Annotated in this window: 19 protein-coding genes; 8 read left to right on the top strand and 11 right to left on the bottom strand. The window is 41.5% G+C overall.

The genetic code is table 11. The features are described from left to right. Positions 1-92: 92 nt before the first annotated feature. From AC5JM2_RS33375 to AC5JM2_RS33365, 3 genes are read right to left on the bottom strand one after another with little or no spacing between them, the layout of a single operon-like run. Positions 93-1,034 carry an ADP-ribosylglycohydrolase family protein gene (locus AC5JM2_RS33375; protein ID WP_495840089.1) on the bottom strand — a complete coding sequence of 314 codons (942 nt, stop codon included), beginning with the start codon at positions 1,032-1,034 and terminating at the stop codon, positions 93-95. Between the two features lie 42 nt (positions 1,035-1,076). Continuing rightward, positions 1,077-1,535, bottom strand: coding sequence for a type II 3-dehydroquinate dehydratase (gene aroQ, locus AC5JM2_RS33370; protein WP_495840087.1), 459 nt, complete (start codon positions 1,533-1,535; stop codon positions 1,077-1,079). Between the two features lie 11 nt (positions 1,536-1,546). Next, on the bottom strand, positions 1,547-1,684 hold the full coding sequence (locus AC5JM2_RS33365) for a hypothetical protein (RefSeq protein ID WP_495840085.1): 138 nt from the start codon (positions 1,682-1,684) through the stop codon (positions 1,547-1,549). A gap of 331 nt (positions 1,685-2,015) precedes the next feature. Between AC5JM2_RS33365 and AC5JM2_RS33360 the strand changes: the two genes are divergently transcribed. Next, positions 2,016-2,165, top strand: a complete 150-nt coding sequence (locus AC5JM2_RS33360) for a hypothetical protein (RefSeq protein ID WP_495840083.1) — start codon at positions 2,016-2,018, stop codon at positions 2,163-2,165. Positions 2,166-2,178: 13 nt separating this feature from the next. On the opposite strand, the gene topA is transcribed toward AC5JM2_RS33360, so the two are convergent. Beyond that, on the bottom strand, positions 2,179-4,830 hold the full coding sequence (gene topA / locus AC5JM2_RS33355) for a type I DNA topoisomerase (protein ID WP_495840081.1): 2,652 nt from the start codon (positions 4,828-4,830) through the stop codon (positions 2,179-2,181). 1,169 nt (positions 4,831-5,999) lie between these two features. Between topA and rbp the strand changes: the two genes are divergently transcribed. Together rbp and AC5JM2_RS33345 are read left to right on the top strand one after the other, a co-directional pair. Continuing rightward, a complete protein-coding gene (gene rbp / locus AC5JM2_RS33350; protein WP_495840079.1) occupies positions 6,000-6,320 on the top strand; it encodes an RNA-binding regulator in 321 nt (106 codons plus the stop codon). Between the two features lie 326 nt (positions 6,321-6,646). After that, entirely contained in the window at positions 6,647-8,194 is a 1,548-nt protein-coding gene (locus AC5JM2_RS33345) for an NAD(P)H-quinone oxidoreductase subunit N (protein WP_495840077.1), read from the top strand. 297 nt (positions 8,195-8,491) lie between these two features. On the opposite strand, the gene AC5JM2_RS33340 is transcribed toward AC5JM2_RS33345, so the two are convergent. Beyond that, positions 8,492-9,064, bottom strand: coding sequence for a response regulator (locus tag AC5JM2_RS33340; RefSeq protein WP_495840075.1), 573 nt, complete (start codon positions 9,062-9,064; stop codon positions 8,492-8,494). Between the two features lie 240 nt (positions 9,065-9,304). Between AC5JM2_RS33340 and lipA the strand changes: the two genes are divergently transcribed. After that, positions 9,305-10,210 carry a lipoyl synthase gene (lipA, locus tag AC5JM2_RS33335; protein ID WP_495840073.1) on the top strand — a complete coding sequence of 302 codons (906 nt, stop codon included), beginning with the start codon at positions 9,305-9,307 and terminating at the stop codon, positions 10,208-10,210. 221 nt (positions 10,211-10,431) lie between these two features. Beyond that, positions 10,432-10,542 (top strand): photosystem I protein PsaX, encoded by a 111-nt coding sequence (locus tag AC5JM2_RS33330; RefSeq protein ID WP_495840212.1) that lies wholly within the window; start codon positions 10,432-10,434, stop codon positions 10,540-10,542. A 209-nt stretch (positions 10,543-10,751) separates the two neighbouring features. Here AC5JM2_RS33330 and AC5JM2_RS33325 read toward each other — a convergent pair whose 3' ends face one another. From AC5JM2_RS33325 to AC5JM2_RS33315, 3 genes are all read right to left on the bottom strand, one after another. Beyond that, positions 10,752-11,720 (bottom strand): threo-3-hydroxy-L-aspartate ammonia-lyase, encoded by a 969-nt coding sequence (locus AC5JM2_RS33325; RefSeq protein WP_495840071.1) that lies wholly within the window; start codon positions 11,718-11,720, stop codon positions 10,752-10,754. Then, positions 11,707-12,615 (bottom strand): GNAT family N-acetyltransferase, encoded by a 909-nt coding sequence (locus AC5JM2_RS33320; RefSeq protein WP_495840070.1) that lies wholly within the window; start codon positions 12,613-12,615, stop codon positions 11,707-11,709. The genes AC5JM2_RS33325 and AC5JM2_RS33320 overlap by 14 nt, the downstream gene beginning before the upstream one ends. A gap of 67 nt (positions 12,616-12,682) precedes the next feature. Then, positions 12,683-13,885 (bottom strand): AAA family ATPase, encoded by a 1,203-nt coding sequence (locus AC5JM2_RS33315; RefSeq protein WP_495840068.1) that lies wholly within the window; start codon positions 13,883-13,885, stop codon positions 12,683-12,685. 770 nt (positions 13,886-14,655) lie between these two features. Here AC5JM2_RS33315 and AC5JM2_RS33310 point away from each other — a divergent pair. After that, positions 14,656-15,108 (top strand): response regulator, encoded by a 453-nt coding sequence (locus AC5JM2_RS33310; RefSeq protein WP_495840066.1) that lies wholly within the window; start codon positions 14,656-14,658, stop codon positions 15,106-15,108. A 5-nt stretch (positions 15,109-15,113) separates the two neighbouring features. Here AC5JM2_RS33310 and AC5JM2_RS33305 read toward each other — a convergent pair whose 3' ends face one another. The 3 genes from AC5JM2_RS33305 to AC5JM2_RS33295 all read right to left on the bottom strand — a co-directional run bounded on the left by AC5JM2_RS33305 (position 15,114) and on the right by AC5JM2_RS33295 (position 18,462). Next, positions 15,114-15,551, bottom strand: a complete 438-nt coding sequence (locus AC5JM2_RS33305; RefSeq protein WP_495840064.1) for a Na-translocating system protein MpsC family protein — start codon at positions 15,549-15,551, stop codon at positions 15,114-15,116. Between the two features lie 370 nt (positions 15,552-15,921). After that, positions 15,922-17,046, bottom strand: coding sequence for a hybrid sensor histidine kinase/response regulator (locus tag AC5JM2_RS33300; RefSeq protein ID WP_495840062.1), 1,125 nt, complete (start codon positions 17,044-17,046; stop codon positions 15,922-15,924). A gap of 81 nt (positions 17,047-17,127) precedes the next feature. After that, positions 17,128-18,462 (bottom strand): ATP-binding response regulator, encoded by a 1,335-nt coding sequence (locus AC5JM2_RS33295; protein WP_495840060.1) that lies wholly within the window; start codon positions 18,460-18,462, stop codon positions 17,128-17,130. Between the two features lie 1,812 nt (positions 18,463-20,274). On the opposite strand from AC5JM2_RS33295, the gene AC5JM2_RS33290 reads away from it, so the two are divergent. Both AC5JM2_RS33290 and AC5JM2_RS33285 read left to right on the top strand, forming a co-directional pair. Next, a complete protein-coding gene (locus AC5JM2_RS33290) occupies positions 20,275-20,994 on the top strand; it encodes a response regulator (RefSeq protein ID WP_495840058.1) in 720 nt (239 codons plus the stop codon). An 865-nt stretch (positions 20,995-21,859) separates the two neighbouring features. After that, the gene (locus AC5JM2_RS33285; protein ID WP_495840056.1) at positions 21,860-22,132 is read left to right on the top strand and encodes a GlsB/YeaQ/YmgE family stress response membrane protein; all 273 of its coding nucleotides are present in this window, start codon (positions 21,860-21,862) and stop codon (positions 22,130-22,132) included. Positions 22,133-22,189: the final 57 nt, after the last annotated feature.

Genomic DNA, 22,189 nt, shown 5'->3' with positions numbered 1-22,189 from the left:
GCTACCTACAGACTTTGAATATTGATTCTAGTTTGAATCACTTTGTAGTCTTTAATATTTTGGAATCGGTCACGTTTGGCGATGAAAAAATATTAGCGTGATCGAATGACGCGAGGAGCTGCTGTTGCCTGTAAAGACAATAGAGGCGGTGTGATAGCACCGCTTTCTTCTCTGACTTTATCTGGATGCGAAGCAAGGTTATACACTCCTGACCATACGGCGACAATTGCGTCAGCTAATTCTACCATCTTAGAAGAGCCAGGTAGTTTCCCGTCTTGTGCCGAACTCTGTTGTACAAGCATAACCTGCCAAGTGACAGGAATACCAACTGCACTGTTGTATGCTCCTGATAAAGCACCAGTGATGGCACCTATTGCCGAACAGCGATAACTATCTTGAATACCTCGCAAAATTGAAAGACGAAAGTCTTCTATGGTACTAACAAAGCAGTAAAAAGCTAAGGCAATGATGTTACTTAACTTTTCTTCCTTGCTAAATTCGGTTTGTACCGTTTTTAACCCGGCACCATGTTTTAACAAAGTATTAAGTTCTAATAATTGTTGTGGCAAGTTTGTCTGTGTTTCCCCAACAAAGGAGATAGTCTCAGATATGAGGGCTTGTGGAGAGAGTTTTTCTGTGAGAGATTTGGCGATCGCATAGCCCACTGCTAGTGTTCCATCCCGTACGACTGGATCATCCTGCCAAATTTCTGTTGCCAGCAATAAGTTTTGTCGCAGTTTCGCTGTATTGTCATGAAAAAATAGCGCCACTGGCAATGTGGCGAGAATAGCCCCATAGCTATTTTTCAAGTTAGCAAAGTCTTCTTGTTGACGTTTTTGCCAATCTTGTGTCTCTAATCTACCTGAAGAAATCAAACTTTCAGCATATAAAATAGCTATGTTACTCCAGTGCAAAGATGGTACTTTCAACCTCCCTGCACCCTGTAACTGCTTGCTACAACAAAAAGCTATCTGTTCTCCAATAATAGCCCCGAGTATTGTGCCTTTGAACCGACTTACGAGAGAATAGCGCATATCATAAAGAAAGTGAAAAGTCAAAATAAGTTTTTTATTTTTTTACTTTCTTATATAATGCACTAATGCTTGCAAGCCTAGTAAGTAACTTTGTGCCCCAAAACCACTAATCTGTCCAATGGCTACTGGGGCTATGTATGAATGATGGCGAAACTCTTCCCGGCGGTAGATGTTACTCAGGTGTACCTCGACTGTAGGTAAGTTAACACCAGCGATCGCATCTCGCAAAGCTATACTCGTGTGAGTATATGCGCCTGCATTGATTAAAATTCCCTGGTGTTTCCCTAATGCTTGATGAATCGCATCTACCAGAGCGCCTTCATAATTTGATTGTAAATGAGATATTTTTGCCTGTAGCTTTTCTCCTTCTTCTTCTAAGGAGCGATCAATTTCAGCCAATGTCAACGAACCATATATACCCGGCTCTCGCTGTCCCAGTAAATTTAAGTTTGGTCCATGCACTACCAGAATACTTATGGGGCGATCGGTTAAATCTAGCACGATTAAGCTTCTTATCGACGGCGTGAACGATCGTGAACTGGAATCGGAATCAGTTCCGGTTCTGGTTCCGCTTCTGGTCCCAAAAGGGCTTCTATTAGCTTGCGTGCCAATTCTTTTAGCTTTTCTAGCACCTTTTCTATATAGTCCATTGAACTGACCGCTCCCGAGATACTACCAACTATGTTTATAATCCTTCACGGAGAAACCAGAGTATTTTTGCACCCTCAGCTTAATACTATGATACTTTACACTCTGTGAATGCGTGAAAATTTGATGTTGTTTTCTCTTCTTATATTTTAGAGTATCATATCATCTCTATTACAGACTGCATCTTACTAAGGGAGGTTTCATGGGTATAGAAGTTCAGGCAGTCGAAAATTTTTTCCTTTTTATGAATTCTTTTGTTTTTTTGTATGTAAAGTTAGCAAGCGCTTGTAAACAAAAGCATCTACACTTTTTTTGTACATAATTAACGCTTTCATGCTGAATTATGAGGGCGATCGCCCCAAAGGGGCAGGTACTCGGTGCCATCGCACATTTTTGTCGTCTATACTCAGTGGCGATCGCCATTCATTAAACATTTTCGCTCGTTACGAAAGACTACTCGATGATATCAACCTCTTAGCTTAACTAGCCTTTTTTGTCATTTTTTTTTGGCAGTGGTGGTTGACGACTTAGTCTTTGATTTAGACGTAGAGCTCCTTGATTTAGCTGTTGTTTTACGAGTCGATTTTGCTGTTGATGCTTTGGATGCTAACCACTCCAGGGCTGAAGCAAGAGTCACATCGCTTACCGATAGACCTTCTGGGATGCTGACATTAGTTTTGCCGTGTTTAATGTAAGGTCCGTAGGGGCCATTGTAGATATTAACTGGTTCACCATCTTCTGGGTGAGCACCCAATTCCCGTTCAGCCGCCTTAGACTTGCTGTTACTGGTGCTGCGTCCTTTTTTCGGTTCAGACAACAGTTCCACCGCACGTTCTAAGGAAATTGTCAATATATCATCACTAGCTTTCAGGGAACGGTAGTCTTTTTCACCAGTTTGGTTATGAACAACGTAAGGTCCAAAGCGTCCTAAATTGGCTTGGATTTTAGCGCCTGTTTGTGGATGAACCCCCAGTGTTCGCGGTAGTGACAAAAGACCAATAGCTGCCTCAAGGGTGACATTTTCGGACGTTATTCCTTTGGGTAAGGAAGCTTGTTTGGGTTTTGGGTTTTCCTCGGTCTTATCTCCTAATTGTACGTAGGGACCGTAAGGACCAATTTTGACGTAAATTGTTTCACCCGTTTCTGGATGAATACCTAGTTCGTCTGGACCTACGGTTTTTTGCCGCAGCAGTGTTTCTACCTTTTGGGGGTCAAGGTCAGCAGGAGTCAGGTCTTTGGGAATGGAGGCGGTGACAACATCATCACCATTCTCTTTTTCTATATAAGCACCATACTTACCAATGCGGACTTTGGCATCTAGGTTTTCTAGTTCCACTGTCCGGGCAACATTGGCATCTATTTGGCTTTCCTGTTCCTTTACCAAGGTTTCTAAACCTTTGTCTCCCAGATAGAATTCCTTGAGGTATGGTAGCCACGCAGCTTCACCTGTGGAAATGTCATCCAGGGTTTGCTCCATCTTGGAGGTAAAGCTGGGATCAACAACATCAGGAAAATGTTTTTCCAACAGTTCTGTGACGGCAAAGGCGGTAAAGGTGGGTATAAGGGCATTACTCACCAATTGGGCATAACCTTTATCAATAATAGTGCCAATGATGCTAGCGTAGGTGCTGGGACGCCCAATGCCTTCGCTTTCGAGAGTTTTGACTAAGGTGGCTTCGGTGTATCTTGCAGGAGGTTGGGTTTCGTGACCAACTGCTTCTAAATCGCTGCATTTGGGACTATCCCCCACTTTGAGATTAGGCAAGATGACTTCTTGGTCTTCCAGCGCCGCCTCTGGATCGTCAGAACCTTCCACATAAGCACGCAAGAATCCCGGAAAGTCAATGCGTTTGCCAGAGGAGCGAAAACCAGCATCTTCCACGAGCAGTTGCATGATAATTTGAGTTTGGCGAGAGTCTGCCATTTGGCTGGCGACAGTACGCTTCCAAATCAGGTCGTAGACTTGGTACTCCCGACCGCTTAAGCCTGTTTCTTGGGGAGTGCGGAAGGTGCTACCTGCGGGGCGAATTGCCTCGTGGGCTTCTTGTGCACCTTTGGATTTAGTGGTGTATTGCCTCGGTTGGGGGCTGAGGTAGTCTTTACCGTAAAGTTTGCCTACACAGTCACGGGCGGCGGCGATCGCCTGATCTGACAAATGCACCGAATCTGTACGCATATAGGTAATATATCCCTGTTCGTACAAATTCTGGGCAACTCGCATCGTGTCCCGTGCGGAAAGACGCAGTTTGCGGTTAGATTCCTGCTGTAAAGTCGAGGTGGTAAACGGTGGCGCGGGTTTACGCGTAACAGGGCGTTCCTCAATGTCTGTGACTTTCCAGGTTTTTCCTGTCAGCCGTTCTTTGAGGGCTTGTGCTTGCTCCTGATTGAGCAAGATAACATTGCGTTCTGAGGGGATTTTCCCTGTGGCGGCATCAAAATCGCCGCCATTCGCCAGCCTTGTTCCTCCCAGTGTTACCAGTTGGGAAGTAAATGATTGTGCTTTGGGAGAATTAGGGGGAGTTAACGTTGCTTTCAAGTCCCAGTAAGAACCTTGGTGGAAAGCACGACGTTGGCGTTCCCGGTTGACCAGAAGCCGCACAGCAACAGACTGTACACGTCCAGCAGATAATCCCCAGGCGATTTTTTTCCACAGCAGGGGAGACAGGGTATAGCCCACAAGTCTATCCAAAATCCGCCGCGTTTCTTGAGCACGAACTAACTGTTCGTCAATGTTGCGGCAGTTTTTCAAGGCTTTCTTGATGGCGTCAGAGGTAATTTCGTGAAACACCATCCGCTTTGTTGGAACTTTTGGCTTGAGCAACTGGTATAAATGCCAACTGATGCTTTCACCTTCCCGGTCTTCATCGGTTGCCAGAATCAGTTCATCTACTTCTTTCAGGGCCTCTTTGAGCTGAGTGACAACTTTCTTTTTATCTTTAGGGACGACGTACAGCGGTTCAAAGTCGGCGTCTACATTTACCCCTAGCTGCGCCCATTTCTCCCCCTTGACATTGGCGGGAATTTCAGTTGCTGATTGAGGAAGGTCACGCACATGACCCATTGACGCTTCCACCCGGTAGTCTCTTGGCAGGTAGTTGCGAATGGTACGAGCTTTGGTCGGAGATTCGACGATGACAAGAGTTGACATGGAAATTTCAAACAAAGAATAGCTGCTAAGCTAAACAGTCAGTTAAATCGTTAAGAGCGCATTGGTTAAGCTAAAACCTCACGCTGAGCGATATGTGATTTTATCCTTACACAAACTGCCCGCAATGGCGAAAGTCGCCGATGCTTAGCACAATATCCTCCCAGATGGAAGGTAGGGACAGTGGATGTGTGAGTTTCTAGTTATTTCAATCTTTAACTTATAATCGGCATAATTGGCGACTACTGTTTTCAAAATCCCCCAAACTAAATCGTTATAGAATTACATAACAACCAGATTTGTGTCGATTATGCCAAAATGAAATCAAATTTAACAGCGTTTGTGATAAGGGGTAAGCTGAAAATCTTACAATTCGCACACCGTATTTAAATGAAACTCTTGTGGAGTCGGTATCTTGCCTGCCCATATTGTGCAAGTTAAAGGCACAACAGCTTGTGAATCGACTTCCTGGACAAAAAACCATACAAGCATTTCGTCAAGGTGACGTTATTTTATAGGACTTACGCAAAAACGTTCTCAAACTCTTATTTCTACTCTACGGACAGCACGCCACCAGAGGGATCTACGTGTTCTACCCTGCGGCAAGCCCCTAAGTTGATTTGGTCGAGTGACTTCTACGTTCTCGTCTTTGTTCATCCAGAGAAGTTTTTTGTGCAAATCTAGTAAATTCAGAGGAGTTGAGACTAAATTTTCTTTTCAAGGCACAGCCCAAATGCTGCAAACATTTCATATTTCGAAATCAGAACAAGCCTATAAATTAGGAAAACCTGTATGAAGAAGCGTTTGGCGGTTTGATAAGCAAAATTAGTCTAAATTCCAATACATTCTCAAAAATAAAAAGTTAAACTTATAATAACTTGCTTATTCTTTCTATGTATTCATTGACTTTGCCGGAAATTCAAGAGGATTAAAACTTCATAGAGTCATCTGTCCTAGGAAGTATTTAAGTAAATAATAGCTGACACATTAAATATAGTAAAAGAAAATACTTGAAATCAATACAAAAGAATAGATTTAACCTTTTTTTAAAAACAGTTGTGATAGGATTAAGTCTGAAGAGGTAAATTCGGCGATTATAAGCTTGTTATGATGAAAAACTGCAAGCGGCTCTCCGGATATACATCTGTTTGTATCGGATTCTGGAGAATTTCATGTCAATTTACGTAGGGAACCTATCCTACAGCGTTACCCAAGACGACCTCAGCAAAGTGTTTTCTGAGTATGGTACAGTAAAGCGAGTTCAATTGCCCACTGACCGGGAAACTGGCCGCCCACGTGGTTTTGGTTTCGTAGAAATGGACTCAGAACAAGCAGAGGACAAAGCGATTGAAGGTCTAGATGGTGCCGAGTGGATGGATCGTGTGCTGAAAGTCAATAAAGCAAGACCACGCGAGGAGAAAGATAGTCGGTCTGGTGGCGGTAACTGGGGGAGCCGGAGCAACGGTGGATATTCTGGTAAGGGACGCTATTAAGGCTTGAAATGATTGAGAAGTAAAGCTTCACATGATCTGTAGCCAAAAGGCACAAAAAGCATTTGCAAGGCGAAACTTAATATCAAACGAAATGAGCAGTTTATAAAAAACTGTTACTATCATTTTGTATGCAAGCAGATTAGTCTATGGCTGGTCTGCTTAATTTTATGAGAACAATTTTTTTTCAATCAGGCTGACTAAACTTAAACATAATTTAATCTGATAGAGGTACTCACTCGACACACGAGTGAATGCAACGGGAGTAAAAGACAATAGAATGAACACAGTTAGACCATTATGTCTGATAGCCAAAACCAATACAGCTCATGGATTTTGCTAATCTTGCATCGCAGCTTAACGCTGGAACAATTCTGCCAGAGGGGATTGTGATTGTCACCCTCTTGACAGTTTTGATTGTTGATTTGATTTTAGGGCGGACGTCCTCACGCTGGATTGGATATCTAGCAATTGCAGGTTTACTTGCTTCTATCGTCGCCCTGTTGTTTGAATGGGAAAATACAAATCCCATTTCTTTTAGCGGTGCCTTTAATGGTGACGACCTAAGTATCGTCTTTCGCGCTCTTGTGGCATTATCTGCCACTGTCACCATTTTGATGTCAATTCGCTACGTTGAACAAAGTGGTACCCCTTTAGCCGAATTCATCGCGATTTTGCTAACTGCTACTCTGGGAGGAATGTTTCTATCAGGGGCTAGTGAGTTGGTGATGATTTTCATCTCTCTAGAATGCCTGAGTATTTCCTCTTATTTGCTCACAGGTTACACCAAGCGTGACCCCCGCTCTAACGAAGCAGCGCTGAAATATCTGTTGATTGGTGCTTCGAGTACAGCAGTGTTTTTGTATGGAGTTTCGCTGTTGTACGGTTTATCAGGTGGAGAGACTGAACTGAGTGCGATCGCAAGCGAAATTGCCATATCTGGTTTTGGTCAATCTCTAGGTTTAGTGATTGCTCTAGTTTTCGTGATTGCAGGTATTGGCTTCAAAATCTCCGCTGCACCTTTCCACCAATGGACACCAGATGTTTATGAAGGCGCACCCACCCCAGTGATTGCGTTTTTATCAGTTGGTTCCAAAGCAGCTGGGTTTGCCCTAGCGATTCGCTTGCTGACAACAGCCTTCCCTCTCGTTGCTGACGAATGGAAGTTTGTTTTCACCGCCCTCGCCGTCTTGAGTATGGTGTTGGGTAACGTCGTCGCCCTTGCTCAAACCAGCATGAAACGGATGCTGGCTTATTCTTCCATCGGTCAAGCCGGCTTCGTCATGATTGGCTTAGTTGCAGGCACACAAGCAGGATATGCCAGCATGGTATTTTATCTACTGGTCTACCTGTTCATGAACCTATGCGGCTTTACCTGCGTGATTCTGTTCTCCCTGCGCACAGGAACTGACCAAATTGTGGAATACTCTGGCTTATATCATAAAGACCCACTCCTGACACTGGGGTTAAGTATTTCCCTACTGTCGTTGGGTGGTATTCCACCACTAGCCGGATTTTTCGGTAAGATTTACCTGTTCTGGGCAGGTTGGCAAGCTGGACAGTACTGGTTAGTTTTGCTAGGCTTAGTCACCACTGTCGTCTCCATCTACTACTACATCCGCGTGGTTAGGATGATGGTTGTTAAAGAAACTCATGAAATGTCTGAGGTGGTGAAGAATTATCCAGAAGTACGTTGGAATTTGCCGGGATATAGACCTTTACAAGTAGGGTTGATCGCGACATTAGTCGCCACCTCCATCGCTGGAATCTTGTCAAATCCGATATTTACTCTGGCTAACAATTCCATCGCTCATACTTCAATTTTGCAACCGACAACAGTTGTGACCACTCAAGTAAGTGCAATGAACAACGAGTAAGTTACTCAACGACTAGGGGTGTAAGGGAAACAATTAGTGGGGGCTTGAACCCATTAGTTATAGGCTAAGGTGTACAAAAATACAATTTTCTCTTTTCCCCTTACACCCTCACAACGCGCTTGTGCTACCCTATGGCTAACGCCACGCCTTACGGCTATCGGGAAGCCGGCCGGAGGGCGTCTACAAGTCGGAAAACCCGAACGCCAGATACCTCTGTCGGGAAACCCTCATCAAGCACTGGCTCCCCAAGGCACTGGCTCTCCTTACACCCTTACACCCCTTTCTAAGCATTTCCTATTATTTGATTTTCTGTTGAATAAAGGTGACAACCTGAACTAACTGTTTATTCAAACTATCTATTTCTCCTTGCATGTTAGCGATTTTTTGATTTAATATTTGAATGTCGGCAGTTGCTCCTGCCTCATTAGAAGTCGTCATTCTTCGAGTATTTGTAGCAGATACTGTTAAGAGTTCAGCAGGTTCTTGACGTGGCTGTTTAGCCTTTTTTGTCGCTGATTTGATCGCGTCAATTAGTTGCTTCTGGTCAAAAGGCTTTTCGAGAAATTCAAAAAATTCAAAAGGTTCTGAAATTTTTTCTCTCACCTCTTCTTTTCGACCAGACATAATAATTAGAGGAATTTTTTTTAGACCTGGCTGGGATTGAATCTCCTGGAAAACTTCCCAACCACTCACTTTAGGTAGCACGAAATCCAAAAGAATCAGGCTGAGTTTTTCTTGACGGATGAAATTTAATCCTTCAAGACCATCTCTTGCTTCCAACACTTGGAAGTTGCCTGGTGGCAACATTTCCCGTACTTTTACCCGGACAACAGTAGTGTCATCGATAACTAAAATTTTATGAGTTACCACGAGTTTTTGCTGTAATAAAAAATTTAGGTTTAGATACTGGTTTCGCCAATTAACACACTATACTCAATCTTTTCTTGATTTAGGGGAGAGTATTTTTTCGGAGAAAACACAATATCAAATGTATTAAGTATCGTTTTTGCTCTCGACTTGTATCATGGTTACATTTCAAACAATAAGAAAGAGAGTATTTCCCTGACTATCTCACTCCGATACTATTGTTTACAAAGATTTTAAATACTTATGACTTCTTCACAAAAAGCCGAACTGAAATCAGAAATAAGGGCAATGCCTACGTGGTTGCGTCGTTCAATAGGCAAAGCCAGCGAACTTTCTACAGTACAGCGTATTATCAAGCAGCACCAAATTCACACGATTTGTGAAGAGGGGCGCTGTCCGAACCGAGGGGAGTGCTACTCTCAAAAAACTGCAACTTTCTTACTTATGGGTGCAGTTTGTACCAGAGCTTGTGCTTTTTGTCAAGTAGATAAAAGTCATGCCCCCATGCCTCTTGACTCTGAAGAACCGCAAAAGGTCGCACAAGCAGTGCAGCTTTTAGGATTGCGTTATGTTGTGCTGACTTCTGTAGCACGAGATGACTTGCCAGATCAAGGAGCAGGTCATTTTGTCAAGACAATGGAAACTATCCGACAGCTAAACCCAGAAACTCAAATTGAGGTATTGACACCAGATTTTTGGGGTGGTGCGGGTGCTGGACAGCAAGGTCAACGTGAGCGTATATATAAGGTAGTGAAGGCGAAACCAGCCTGTTTTAATCACAATATTGAGACGGTGCAACGGTTACAAGGACCAGTCCGCCGAGGAGCGAAGTACGATCGCTCGCTTTTTGTGTTGCAAGTCGTTAAAGAAATCGACTCTTGCATTCTCACCAAGTCAGGGTTGATGCTAGGACACGGGGAAACGGTTGAGGAAGTTGTTGAGGCAATGGTGGATCTTCGTGAGGTGGGGTGCGATCGCATCACAATCGGTCAGTATATGCGTCCCTCCTTGGAACATTTACCCGTCCAAAAATATTGGACACCTGAAGAATTCGATCAATTAGGCAAGGTAGCACAAGAAATGGGATTTAGCCATGTTCGTTCTGGTCCTCTAGTTCGCAGTTCTTACCACGCAGGCGTTGAGGAGTAAAGTTCCCACCATTAAACCATCCTCAAAAAGACTTTGTGCTACATTTTGTTTATTTTTGCTGATTTGTGCTGCAAAGTCTACAAAAATATTCTTGAAGAATCTGGCAATATATGACAGCTCTTTGGTATTTGTTAAGAAGTCTTTAAATAGGAGAGAACACAATGACTGCTGATGCTAAGACAGCTGCTGCTAATGCTACTGCTGCTAAAGTAGGCGAAGACATTGCTAAAAGTGGAGCTAAAGCTCCTTATACCTTTCGTGTAGGTTGGGCAGTGTTCCTACTGGCTATCAATTTCCTTGTAGCTGCTTATTACTTCCATATTATTGAATAATTAGTTGATCAAAGCTAAGGGTGTAAGGGTGTAGGGTGTAGGGGTTTAAGGGATAACAAGGGATTATGTGCACCATACCCCCTAAACTCTGGGGTACAATGCCCTTCGGGCATATCCTTTTACACCCTTAGTTCGGTGCACCCACTAATTACATCCCCTACCCCTTACACCCAGCCTACGGCTCGCTGCGCTAACACCCCCTTACACCCCTAGTTGATAAACAATTGACCGACTTTCGCCAAATCCACATTTCCACCGCTAATAATTACACCAACCCTAGCCCCCTGTACTTTCACCACTCCTTCCAACAAAGCCGCTGCGGCTAACACCCCAGTCGGTTCAATAACAATTTTGAGGCGTTCCCACAAAAAGAACATGGTGCGTAGAATCGCTTCTTCTGATACCGTGACCATATCATCGACATAATGCAGCACCAGTGGGAAAGTTATTTTACCTAAATAAGGGGTACGAGCACCATCAGCAATGGTTTCTGGATTATGAACAGTTTGTAGGGTTTTGGTGTGAAAAGAACGTGTCGCATCGTCAGCAAGTTCTGGTTCTACTCCTATCACCCGACAGTTGGGTAATACGGCTTTGGTTGTAATGGCGGAACCAGAAAGTAATCCACCACCACCGCAACAAACGAGCAGCAAGTCCAGTTCACCAACTTCTTGAATAAGTTCTTTAGCAGCTGTACCTTGTCCTGCCACAATGTGAGGATGGTCGTAAGGAGGAATCATCACACCTCCTCGCTCGGTTAATAGTGTTTGGGCTAATTCTTCTCTGTTGGTTTGCTTGCGATTATACAAAACCACCTCACCGCCATATCCACGAGTCGCAGATAACTTGACGGCTGGAGCATCATCAGGCATCGCAATAGTAGTGGGAATGTTGAGCAGTTGTCCAGCAAGTGCTGTTGCTTGAGCATGATTTCCAGAAGAAAAAGTCAAAACGCCTTTTTGCTTCTCTTGTTCAGACAACTGTGACAGTGCATTGTATGCACCTCTAAATTTGAAAGATCCTGTACGTTGAAAGTTCTCGCACTTGAAAAACACCTGAGCGTTGGTGCGATTATTCACAGTTCTGGAGGTAAGAACTGGGGTGCGATGGGCAATACCAGCTAAACGCTTGGCGGCGGCTTCTACATCAGTGATGGTGACAGAATTATGCTGTGACATTGACGGCTTTGTTTTCGGTGAAAGAGTAATCGTTCCAATCTGCCACTCTTTGGTAGCCGATGGTTTTGTAAATGTGGTTTGAAGTTGGGTTTGCTGAGTCTGTGAATAAAAAGCAGTATCGACATCCCTGATCCAGAAGGGTTTGACTCAAAGCCGCCACACAAGAAGTGGCATAACCCTTTCTTCGGTAATTCTTTGGAGTATACACAGGTCCTATCCAACCACCATTAGGAGTTGAAACTTTACCACAAACCATTGATACGGATACTTCATCCTGCCAAATATACAGAGTTTTCTGGCTCAGGTAATGTTCTAGACTGCGTTCTTCATCTCCTTGAAGAGATCCAAAGGCTTCTATTGCAAATGCTTTATACCAGTCTAGTAATAGGAGGTACTCATCCTCAGTCCCCAGGCGCAAGTATCCACCCGATCTAGAAATTGGCTGCACTTTGTCGAGTTGATGAATTCTCAATTGCTTATCCAGTTTGTAGGACTGATTTGTAACACTTTGCCAAGCTTGAGCAAAGGCAAAAGCTTCCGTAGCCAAACCACTAACACCTGGTAACTGCTCCTGATGAGAGTGCAAATCTTGGGCGATAGCTTCGCTGCTGCGCTCCGCGCAGATCGCCTCCACTGCTGCAAACTTTTCTACCTTTGATAAGAGCAACCTACGAGGTGGTGTTCTCATTGCTACTGAAACAAGATTTCCATCCATTTCTACAGTCGCCAAGTAGGGTTGGCAATCATACCGTTGTGGATGATGAATCAAGGTGTTGCAAATTCTTAGTAACAAGATATGCAATGCTTCGTGACTCAGCAAGTAGTCTTTCACCCGCTCGTAAAATTGATTTGCATCCTCAAATCGATTAACTTTCATCTTAGATATTGCTGTCATGTCGTCACACATGAGAATTTACTTCGCCAGTTACGCTGCTCATAAACTAATTAGAAAAACCGAGCTTTTAAACAAATCGTTGCGTAAACTCACACATCAAATCCACTCTTCCCTTACGTAACATTGCTGGATCTAATCTTTCTGTGGTGTTACAAGTCATCAAAACAACTAACTGCTGCTGTATATGAATACCAGAATCATCAATCACACTTTGGTACAGCGTGCCGTCTAGTAAACTCAATATATGTTCGGTTTTGTTACTGTACTGCGCTACTTCACTCGCGCGGTTTTGTGCTAAGTTATCTGCCTCGTTAATAATGATGCAAATTCTTTCTAGATATGTTGGTGGGACAAAGTTGGCGATCGCATCATGATCCAAAATAAAAATCACATAACCCAAAGGCACCAAAATCTCTTTAGCAACTGCTTGTGTCCAGGCGGTTTTACCCGTACCTGGTTCTCCATGTACCAAAACTGCTAACTGCTTCTGATTCAGAATTGCCTGCTGCACTAAATCAGTAAAGTTTTGAAGATCGACCGGAAAACTCCGAATGGGAAATTGACTGTAAACTTTACCCACACGAGTTTGATATCCACTCAACATAATTGCTAAATCATGTGTCGCTTTGTTAATGAGTGGCGCGAGATTTTTTCCTAATAAAGTATACTGTCGTCGTCCCCTGTCAAAAGAGTTTATTTGTAGCCAAACGTCATTTTTTGACCAATAAGCATAAACGGTGTTAAGAACGTCCAAACGCTCCCAGTTGACAAATTTTTCAACTGGAAAATAAAAATCTCGTTCCAAATAATATTGTGTGATGATGTCAGGACATCCCAACACATCTAAAACACGCAATACAGTAATTTCTTGAAGACGATTCAGAACATAATCGATTGGAATGCTATTGCGGCTGACAAATTGGAGGATAGGCGTTTCCGTACTTAAAATATCTTTGTAACGATAGTCTGGTGATAGAGGATCGGGTGTGATGTAATTCCAATATTTTTCTACTTCATAACGAGTATTATCAGAGACAACACTCAATAAGTTAGCCCACCAAGTATAATTATTCCGTCCCAATATCTCAGCGAAGTTACTTGCCAAATTAAAACTTTTTTGCGTAAATTCTTGCCTGTCGTGACACAACAGTTGCCATACAAACTCCCAGTCCAACTCTCTATGGAAGGGTCGCCAGCCACTTGCTAGTAAACTTTGACGGTTACTATTAGCAGGAGCGCCTTCGTCATTTCTATAGTATTCAAAGTCCATATTGTCAGTTGTCCTGCAGTGGTGGAGTTGTCATCTCCTGATATGGGAGATTTGGCAAAAGTTTTATCGTAATATAAACTACTTACGTGTAAGTTGCTATAGTCATCGTTTATCACTTAAAAGGAACTGTACCCAGAGAAACGACTAGTGCGCAACGGCGGAATTCACGCATGCTTACATCACAAGCTTTTTGCTCCTCCTTGTAGACGCTGCGCACACGCCAAGGGTATGCTAACTTTATTTCCGCGCCCAACGTACTAGGCTAATTACTTTATAAATTTTCTATTTTTGTTTATTGATACTTTGTATGTTACACTTTTACTACAAAATGTGTCAAGCCTCTAGAAAAAGTTTTCATTTTTATACCAACACGAAAAATAAGATGTCTGGAGGTGTAATAGTTTGCGACCTACACCCAAACGCTCATAACCCAATACTTACCAAACAGTTTGGTGAACTTTGTATCACAGGCTGCCATGCAGACATGTATATTTAAGGATTTCACATTAAATCATTGTTAAAAATATTTAGTGCTTATAACTTTATTCGCTATCATTTTTGTCCATTTTGCCTATAATGAGGAAGTATATTCTCACTTCTTTGTTTGAGGTATTCTTTCCTTAAAGTTCATTGAGTGAGCAAAGATAATCAACTTGGTAGAGTTGAGACGCGAGCCAGTCTAATGTGAGCGCTACCTAACCGCTTACGGAGTGCCTCGTTTATTTTCTCAAGACAGATTATGAGTTTGACATGAATCTTCTGGAGAAGACATGAAGCAGGCACAATTATTCAGTCATCAAAAAAAGCAAAATTCTCAACCACCCTTAATATTAGCGGTGGAAGATAATGAGGATAACCTACTGCTGTTGAGTTATACCCTTGAATCCCTGGGTTGTAAGCTTATTAGTCAAAACGATGGTTTAACAACATTACTTGTTGCAAAAGAGTATCAACCAGACTTAATACTGCTAGATATTTTATTACCAGGTCTTAGTGGCATAGATATAGTGCGTTCTCTAAAACAAGAACCTCTAACCAGTCATATTGTAGTTATTGCGGTGACAGCATTAGCGAGTACAGAGGATAGAGAACGCATTTTGAGTGCAGGTTTTAACGACTACATCAGTAAACCCTACATGATAGAAGACTTAGAAGCTCTGGTTGCCCATTACCTTTGTCAGGAGTGGAATCCAGATTTAGCTTATAATCTATCTAAAGATTAACCATATCACGCGGATTTTGAAGTGTTACTTCTATCAGATGAAGTTGTCGTACTAACTTTGTTAGAGTCAGATGTTGGAGTGCGGATAGTAGGTTGATCTGTCAAAATAGCAATAATGCCAGTACGACCAGTATCTAATGTGGCATCAGTTAAAAGTTCTATCACTGGAACATTTAAAGTTTCTTCAATTAATACCTTGAGTTGTGGCTGAATTGCATCATCCAAGTCTGACCGAACTTCTTCAGCTAATTCTTCATGACCTGTTTTAAGCAGCAATTTTTCTGGTTTAGTGATAGAATTCTCTATAATAACTACGACATTGTGATCCGAAAGTTGACAGGTAACTTTACTAGGCTGATGACCGAATTGGTCACGATACAAGGCTTGAATACGTTGTGCTAAAGTTCTTTCTACTTGACCGCGAGTAGGTATTGGTGTAGTCATGTGCTTGTTGTTTTTCCTAGAGATTTAGACCACCAGCGACAAGTCAAAAAGTGATGTTATAAGCTATTAGTTACTTAATTTCTCAGGCGTCACTCAGATTTGGGGTTGACAGACTAGCGACATTCACTCTTGACTTTTTGAGTTATCAATAGTAGTGTAACTTTACTATCAAATCTAGTAAACTCGGGAATCCCGAACTATTGAAAACATTATATTTGGTCAAATTTGCTAAAATCACCTTCCAAATGCAGTATTTACCATCGCTGTTTATATAAGCTTTTGTGAACCTCTAGGCGTAAAGCCTAATATATATCCCCGTAAAGTGCAATTGCAGATCACAGGGAATAAAGAACTTACAGATGAAAACAACTTAAGGTTGTTTAGGTAAACGTACAGTAAATACACTGCCTTTACCAAGTTCAGAAAAAACGTCAATTCTTCCCTTATGTGATTCAATGATACGCTGCGACAGATGCAATCCCAAGCCACTGCCAGCACGCTTATTTTTACCTTGACGAAACCGCTCAAAGATTGTAGCTTGATCTTCCGGAGCAATGCCGAATCCTGTATCTTGGACTTCAATGATCACCCAAGTTTTACCTTCAGATTTGACGGGTGTTTCACACAGGCGAATGTTAACACTTCCTGTATCTGTAAATTTAATGGCATTTCCAACTAGATTGGCTGTGACTCGTCGTAATTCTAAGCGATCGCCTTTAAGCACACCTGCTGTTTCGTCTTTTTGATCTAAGTTGCTAGAGTCTATATTGATAGTTAACCCCTTCTCAATCACAAGAGGAGTCAGTTCTTGAACAATTTCTTCTACAATTTGCCGCAAATTGCAACTTTCAAGTTGAAGATTTTTTTTACCTGCCTCAAAGCGGTAGACTTCTAGGAGGTTGTTCACCATTTCCAACAAGTTCTGGTTGCTGCGAATCATGGCGAATATCGCCTCTTTCATGTCTGGCGAAATAGCACAAAATAGTTCTTCATGAAATAAATGAAGCATCCGATCTGCGGCTACTAGCGGGGTTCGCAAATCGTGAGTCAGACGTGAAACAAAGTCTTCTCGTTGTCGTGCCATTTTTCGTTGTTCATCAATACTGTGCTTGAGGCGCAGCATTGATCGTACTCTTGCCAGCAATTCTTCATGATCGAATGGTTTACGAATAAAATCATCTGCTCCTGCATCCAAACCTTCAACAACACTCGCATCATGATAGGCTGTGATTAGCAGTATAGGAATATATGATATTTCTCGATTTTGACGAATGCGGCGTGTCACTTCATAGCCATCTATTTCTGGCATCATGACATCTAATAAAATTAAGTCGGGTGGATCTTGGGCAATTTGCTCCAGAGCATCCATACCATTGGAGATTAACTCAACCTTATACCCTTCACTCTCTAAAATTGTTTCAAGTAAGATGAGATTATCGGGATTATCATCAACAGCAAGTATATGTTCGACTTGAGAATTGTCTTCTGCTAGCATAATTATTTATTTTAACAAGCTAAATCTGTACATAGGCTGATCAGCCCAACAATCCCCCAAACTAAAGTTTGGGGGAGAACGTTAACTATCTCTACTGTTACTGTGTGCACCTTCTTGAGCAAAACGAGGAATTGCTTGGTGTCTCCAAAAATGTTTTCTGGCTGAAGCATGAGTAAAGTTTGATGTTCGATCTGAACCTTCTTGGCTTAAGGATGATATATGACGTGGTAGTTGAATCCGAAAGACTGAATGATTATTCAACTGACTTTCCACGCTGATGTTACCACCCATCGTTTGCAGCAACGCTTTGATAATTGGCAAGCCCACACCTGTTCCAGAATATTTGCGGGTGATACTTTGATCTACTTGCCGAAAAGGTTCAAAAATCTTTTGTAAATCAGCAGAAGCAATACCTATGCCAGTATCATGAACTGCAATCTCGACTCTTAGTTCTGGTAGTTCCTTCACTTCAACTGCTATACTGCCAGACTCTGTAAACTTGATAGCGTTTGAAAGCAGGTTGGTTAAAATCTGCCGTATGCGTGTTGGATCATTGAACATCAGAGAGTTTTGCAAGTCCATTTGAATTAATAAAGACAGATTTTTCTCCTCTGCTAGAGAACGTATCTCTTCCACAGTAGCATTCACCACCTTTGATAAATCAAATATTTCTGGTTTGAAATCTAACCTTCCTCTCTCTAGTTTGGAAAAGTCAATAACTTGGTTGAGCAGCATCAGCAAGTGCTTAGCGTTACTGAGAATACGCTCTAGCATATCTTTTTGCTGATGTGTTAACTGACCAAACTTAGGACGTAACAATAACTGAGAAAACCCAATGATCACATTCATCGGAGTCCGTAACTCATGAGATATTGTTGCAAGAAACTGCGACTTGAGGTGTGAGGCTTCGATAAGCCTGAGGTTTTGTAACTCTATATGTTGTCGCTGTACTTCCAGTTCCTGCTTTTGACGAATCAGGAGTTCATTGCTTTGGTGCAGTTGTTGATTAACTAAGGCGACTTGCATTTCTGCATGGTGAAGGCGGATCGCATTCCGCAAAAGCTTTAGCAAAATTTCCGACGACAACCTCGATGACTTGGATATACAATCAGCAGCACCTGCTTTCATCAATTCAACTGCTATCTGTTCATCTTCATGACTTGTCAAAACGATAACAGGCACTTCGATATTGTTTAAACGCAGGTTTTGGAGTAGACTTAAACCGTCTTGGTCTGGTAAACAATAGTCGAGAAAGACACAATCATATAAAGTATCACTCAAAAGAGCGATCGCACTTCTTAAGTCGCCCACCTCAGACACTTCCATTTCAACGCCTGTTTTGCTGAGGATACAACGTACTGCCATGCGGTCTATTTCATCATCATCTATAATTAAAATCTTTAGTTTTTCTTCCATTGTTTTTAGCCATCGCCATTAAATAAATTGTTTTTCTTTCTATGATTTCTTATTTCTTGGCAGCAGATGTATAACGTTGAAATTATTTTATATTTTATGGTTGCTGTCGGATGGTAACATAATCAACATTTGATAACTAGCAACGATTAATTACTCGCCTCAAACTTAAAATTCCGGAAAAATTGGTAGATTACGGCATATTGCACGATATTCAATATTTTTTTAGTGTTGCCATAAGTTTAATCAAGCAATTGAAAGTAAAAGGTTTGAGGATATAGCTGCGATATATTTAGCTTAGAAGTCTCTACGCCTCTTTATCCTGGTTTTAAGTTATCATAACTACCACAGAAGTTGTTTTCCATAGAGGATGGCAACGTAATTGTTGAAGTAAGTCTACACCTCGCATTTCAAGCATATTCAAATTTAGCAAAATTAAGGATCGCTTGACAGAAATTTTTGCTAGTTTCTCATTATTGCTAATATTTCGATTTTATTGGTAGCAACAAAAAGTGGGTTTGTGACCTTAACTTTTTTGAAGACTCGTTCCATATTCACAACATCGAGTTCGTCATCCTCCACAAGTAGTATGTTAATCATTTTTTTAACATATCCTTTAATCTCATACAATCTGCTCTACGCACACTCTAGCTGATTTCTATAAATCACCGGAATTTCAGATGACAAATTAGGTGAAATTCATCTAATTTGCATTCTTTTTTGCTAATTCTGTCAAGACAAACTATCAATCACAAAAGGTTAGCCTAATGGAAAACGTGCAACTTAAATGAATTGCAACTTATTTGCCTGTAAGAAAATGTCTTTTGAAGTCTAAAATGTCATACTTTGTGACGAAAGGGTACTCTCAGAGAAGTTTGCATCGGATAAAGTTCTAAGCGCTAGGAGTCGCTACTCATACTTCAAGAGAAGCCAGAAGAACAAACAACTCTTGGCAGTAATAGTCTGACTTTGCTCCACTTGATTATGACAAAATGATACTTTTGAGATATCCTGTAAGTCTGTCATTGCAGTAAGCACAACAAGAAACACGACTCGCAAACATAAAAATAATTGTTTATGTGGAAATCAGAACAAAGCCGTAGTCAAATAACGTACCGAGCATTTTTCAGTACAATTATAAATTGACACTCAAACACCTGCCTTCAGCCATTAGTCAGAACTACATATGACTAACAAAAAACTCACAGCTTTAGAACTCACGAGCCACAATGGTGTGCAGCTCCTTCTCATCAGACAATTGAATTTGGGTGCTGCCAACTCAGGATTATGCTAGCAAGCCGTTGATAAGAGCTTCCATTGATGCACTTGCTTGTGCAACAGGCGGTAGTGTGCCTATTGACTAAGTATACTGATAATTTATATTCATTAAAGGCTTATTTTGTCAACTAACTTTAATAATGATTTTAGAAAAAAAATCATTTGTTGTTATTTATTCGTTTTAGACTGGTAACAAATAACTAACTCTAACTTACTGATGAGGAAAAATATAAACTGTAGTTAAAGTTCATAAATTTCATCCGTCTAGTCAATTGAGGATGCATTATCACAAGGAGAACTAGTGGAAATTTGCACAATTATCCGACTATATTTGAAAATTTTTGAGAAATTACCCATATATGCCAAACAAGATATTTGTCTGTATAAAATAGCAAGAGGAGAGAAAACTCCTTATTTCTATCGGTGGATGCAAGTTTGATAAAATATCATCTATCTTTGGTTTTGGAAAATAAAAAAAACAATCTGCAAAATGTCAGATATCGACAGATGCAGTCCCCTAAAGTAGTGAGTGTAATTATGAGTGAAATTAGTATTGTTTTAATTGAGGATCATGACTTGACTAGAATGGGGCTAAAGGCTGCATTACAGTCGAGCAGCACACTTAGAGTTATAGGTGAAGCACCAAATGGAACAAAAGGATTAAAACTTTTGGAAACAGCTAAGCCAGATGTAGCTGTTGTGGATATTGGTTTGCCCGATATTGATGGAATTGAACTTACCCGAAGATTTAGAGAGTTCCAAAAACAGACGGGTGATTCAGCAACCAAAATCCTTGTTTTAACGATGGATCATTCAGAAGATGCAGTACTTGCTGCTTTTGCAGCTGGAGCTGACTCTTATTATATGAAGGATACAAGCATAGATAAGTTGACGGAAGCAATTCAAGCGACTCACACAGGAAACTCCTGGATTGATCCGGCGATCGCCAACGTGGTGTTGCAGCAAATGCGGCAAGGTATTCCAGAAAATCAGCCATCTGAACTGCCAAAAACTGTCAAAATCGAAGCGCTGCCATCAGAGTACGAGCAAGTTTTGGAAACTTATCCACTCACACAACGAGAACTGGAGATTCTAGAGTTAATAGTAGCAGGATGTAGTAACGGACAGATTGCTGAGAGACTATACATCACAGTTGGTACCGTTAAAACCCACGTTCGCAACATCCTAAATAAACTTTGTGCCGATGATCGTACCCAAGCTGCCGTTCGAGCTTTACGTTCCGGTCTTGTAGCATAAAGCATACGCGACTTTGGATTATCTAGGGTATGGAACTGTAACCGAAAAGATAGTCAATTTTGAGTAGGTATAGCTAAAAGATGCTAATATAGTCAACACATTAACGGTTAATAACCGTGCCGTCAGAGGATAACCCTTCCAGCAAACAACTGGCGTTTGATAAACGTGCCACAGCCGTTTGCGCAGCGCACTTCTTTGGGGCTTAGTGCAAGCTCCACAGACAGAGGATAGTAAGTAGCCCCTCAAAAGCAATTTTTTAATAGCTGTCAGTTAGACAGCGTTAGCCTGTGGACTGGTTAACGCCAATGTTGCCAGTCCTGTTGCAGGAAGTAAACGAAACTCAGACTTTGTTGCATAGCTTTGATAAGCTTAGACTAATTCTGAGTATGATTTATGTAACGGTCAATTATCATATTAGCCCAATCTAAATCACACACTCAGCACCCTACTTCCAAGAGGAAATGCACTGTAGAGTTTTGCCCATCCCAGTCACAATCTCAGAACAGATTGAATGATTAACAACAGTTCCAAGTGTCTAAGTGTCTACTTTGCACTTCCTCTAACGTGCGTGCTTTGTTTCATCATATCAGTCATCAGAACAGTTTCTTGAGTCGTTAAACAATCCAACTCCTCAAGTTGAGCAAAAACTCTTTGAAACAAAAAACATTGTATTGCTCTACACTTTACAATTAGATTGGCTGCTCTTTAAGAAATAGATGTAGTGTCTTAACAAAAGGCAAGTCATACTAGAATTTATCACAGTTATCTCTTACGACAGAACAGTTATTGGACTTAGGATAGAAGATCTAGTCAATTTTATATTGATAAGATACGTTGTATAGTTAGAAATTTGAAAAATACAGTTATGAACATTATTGCTTGGGTAATTCTTGGTCTCATCGCAGGAGCAATTGCTAAGGCAATTTATCCTGGTACTCAAGGTGGTGGAATTCTCGCTACAATGATCTTAGGTATAATCGGAGCTTTTGTTGGAGGCAGTCTCGTTACCTTCTTACAAACTGGAAGCCTTCAACTAACCGCAGCCGCCTTAAGTATTCCTGGTTTAATTGTTGCTGTAATTGGAGCAATGGTTGCTATCTTCATTTGGGGCTTAATTACTCGTCGCAGTGCTGTTTAATTCAATGACAGTAAAAAGAATGGTTAGAGCCAAATTCTTAGGGCTAACCTTTTTTGT

This window comes from Brasilonema angustatum (assembly GCF_059505445.1).
Note: the sequence above shows the minus strand (reverse complement) of the source record. Positions and strands in the feature narration are given on the sequence as shown.

What these genes read in the sequence shown, in the direction of transcription:
- AC5JM2_RS33345 (WP_495840077.1), top strand. Translation starts at nt 6,647, where the DNA reads ATGGATTTTGCTAATCTTGCATCGCAGCTTAACGCTGGAACAATTCTG.
- rbp (WP_495840079.1), top strand. Translation starts at nt 6,000, where the DNA reads ATGTCAATTTACGTAGGGAACCTATCCTACAGCGTTACCCAAGACGAC.
- AC5JM2_RS33310 (WP_495840066.1), top strand. Translation starts at nt 14,656, where the DNA reads ATGAAGCAGGCACAATTATTCAGTCATCAAAAAAAGCAAAATTCTCAA.
- AC5JM2_RS33295 (WP_495840060.1), bottom strand. Translation starts at nt 18,462, where the DNA reads ATGGAAGAAAAACTAAAGATTTTAATTATAGATGATGATGAAATAGAC.
- AC5JM2_RS33375 (WP_495840089.1), bottom strand. Translation starts at nt 1,034, where the DNA reads ATGCGCTATTCTCTCGTAAGTCGGTTCAAAGGCACAATACTCGGGGCT.
- AC5JM2_RS33325 (WP_495840071.1), bottom strand. Translation starts at nt 11,720, where the DNA reads ATGTCACAGCATAATTCTGTCACCATCACTGATGTAGAAGCCGCCGCC.
- AC5JM2_RS33285 (WP_495840056.1), top strand. Translation starts at nt 21,860, where the DNA reads ATGAACATTATTGCTTGGGTAATTCTTGGTCTCATCGCAGGAGCAATT.
- AC5JM2_RS33360 (WP_495840083.1), top strand. Translation starts at nt 2,016, where the DNA reads ATGCTGAATTATGAGGGCGATCGCCCCAAAGGGGCAGGTACTCGGTGC.
- AC5JM2_RS33365 (WP_495840085.1), bottom strand. Translation starts at nt 1,684, where the DNA reads ATGGACTATATAGAAAAGGTGCTAGAAAAGCTAAAAGAATTGGCACGC.
- lipA (WP_495840073.1), top strand. Translation starts at nt 9,305, where the DNA reads ATGACTTCTTCACAAAAAGCCGAACTGAAATCAGAAATAAGGGCAATG.
- topA (WP_495840081.1), bottom strand. Translation starts at nt 4,830, where the DNA reads ATGTCAACTCTTGTCATCGTCGAATCTCCGACCAAAGCTCGTACCATT.
- AC5JM2_RS33320 (WP_495840070.1), bottom strand. Translation starts at nt 12,615, where the DNA reads ATGACAGCAATATCTAAGATGAAAGTTAATCGATTTGAGGATGCAAAT.
- AC5JM2_RS33290 (WP_495840058.1), top strand. Translation starts at nt 20,275, where the DNA reads ATGAGTGAAATTAGTATTGTTTTAATTGAGGATCATGACTTGACTAGA.
- AC5JM2_RS33300 (WP_495840062.1), bottom strand. Translation starts at nt 17,046, where the DNA reads ATGCTAGCAGAAGACAATTCTCAAGTCGAACATATACTTGCTGTTGAT.
- AC5JM2_RS33305 (WP_495840064.1), bottom strand. Translation starts at nt 15,551, where the DNA reads ATGACTACACCAATACCTACTCGCGGTCAAGTAGAAAGAACTTTAGCA.
- AC5JM2_RS33315 (WP_495840068.1), bottom strand. Translation starts at nt 13,885, where the DNA reads ATGGACTTTGAATACTATAGAAATGACGAAGGCGCTCCTGCTAATAGT.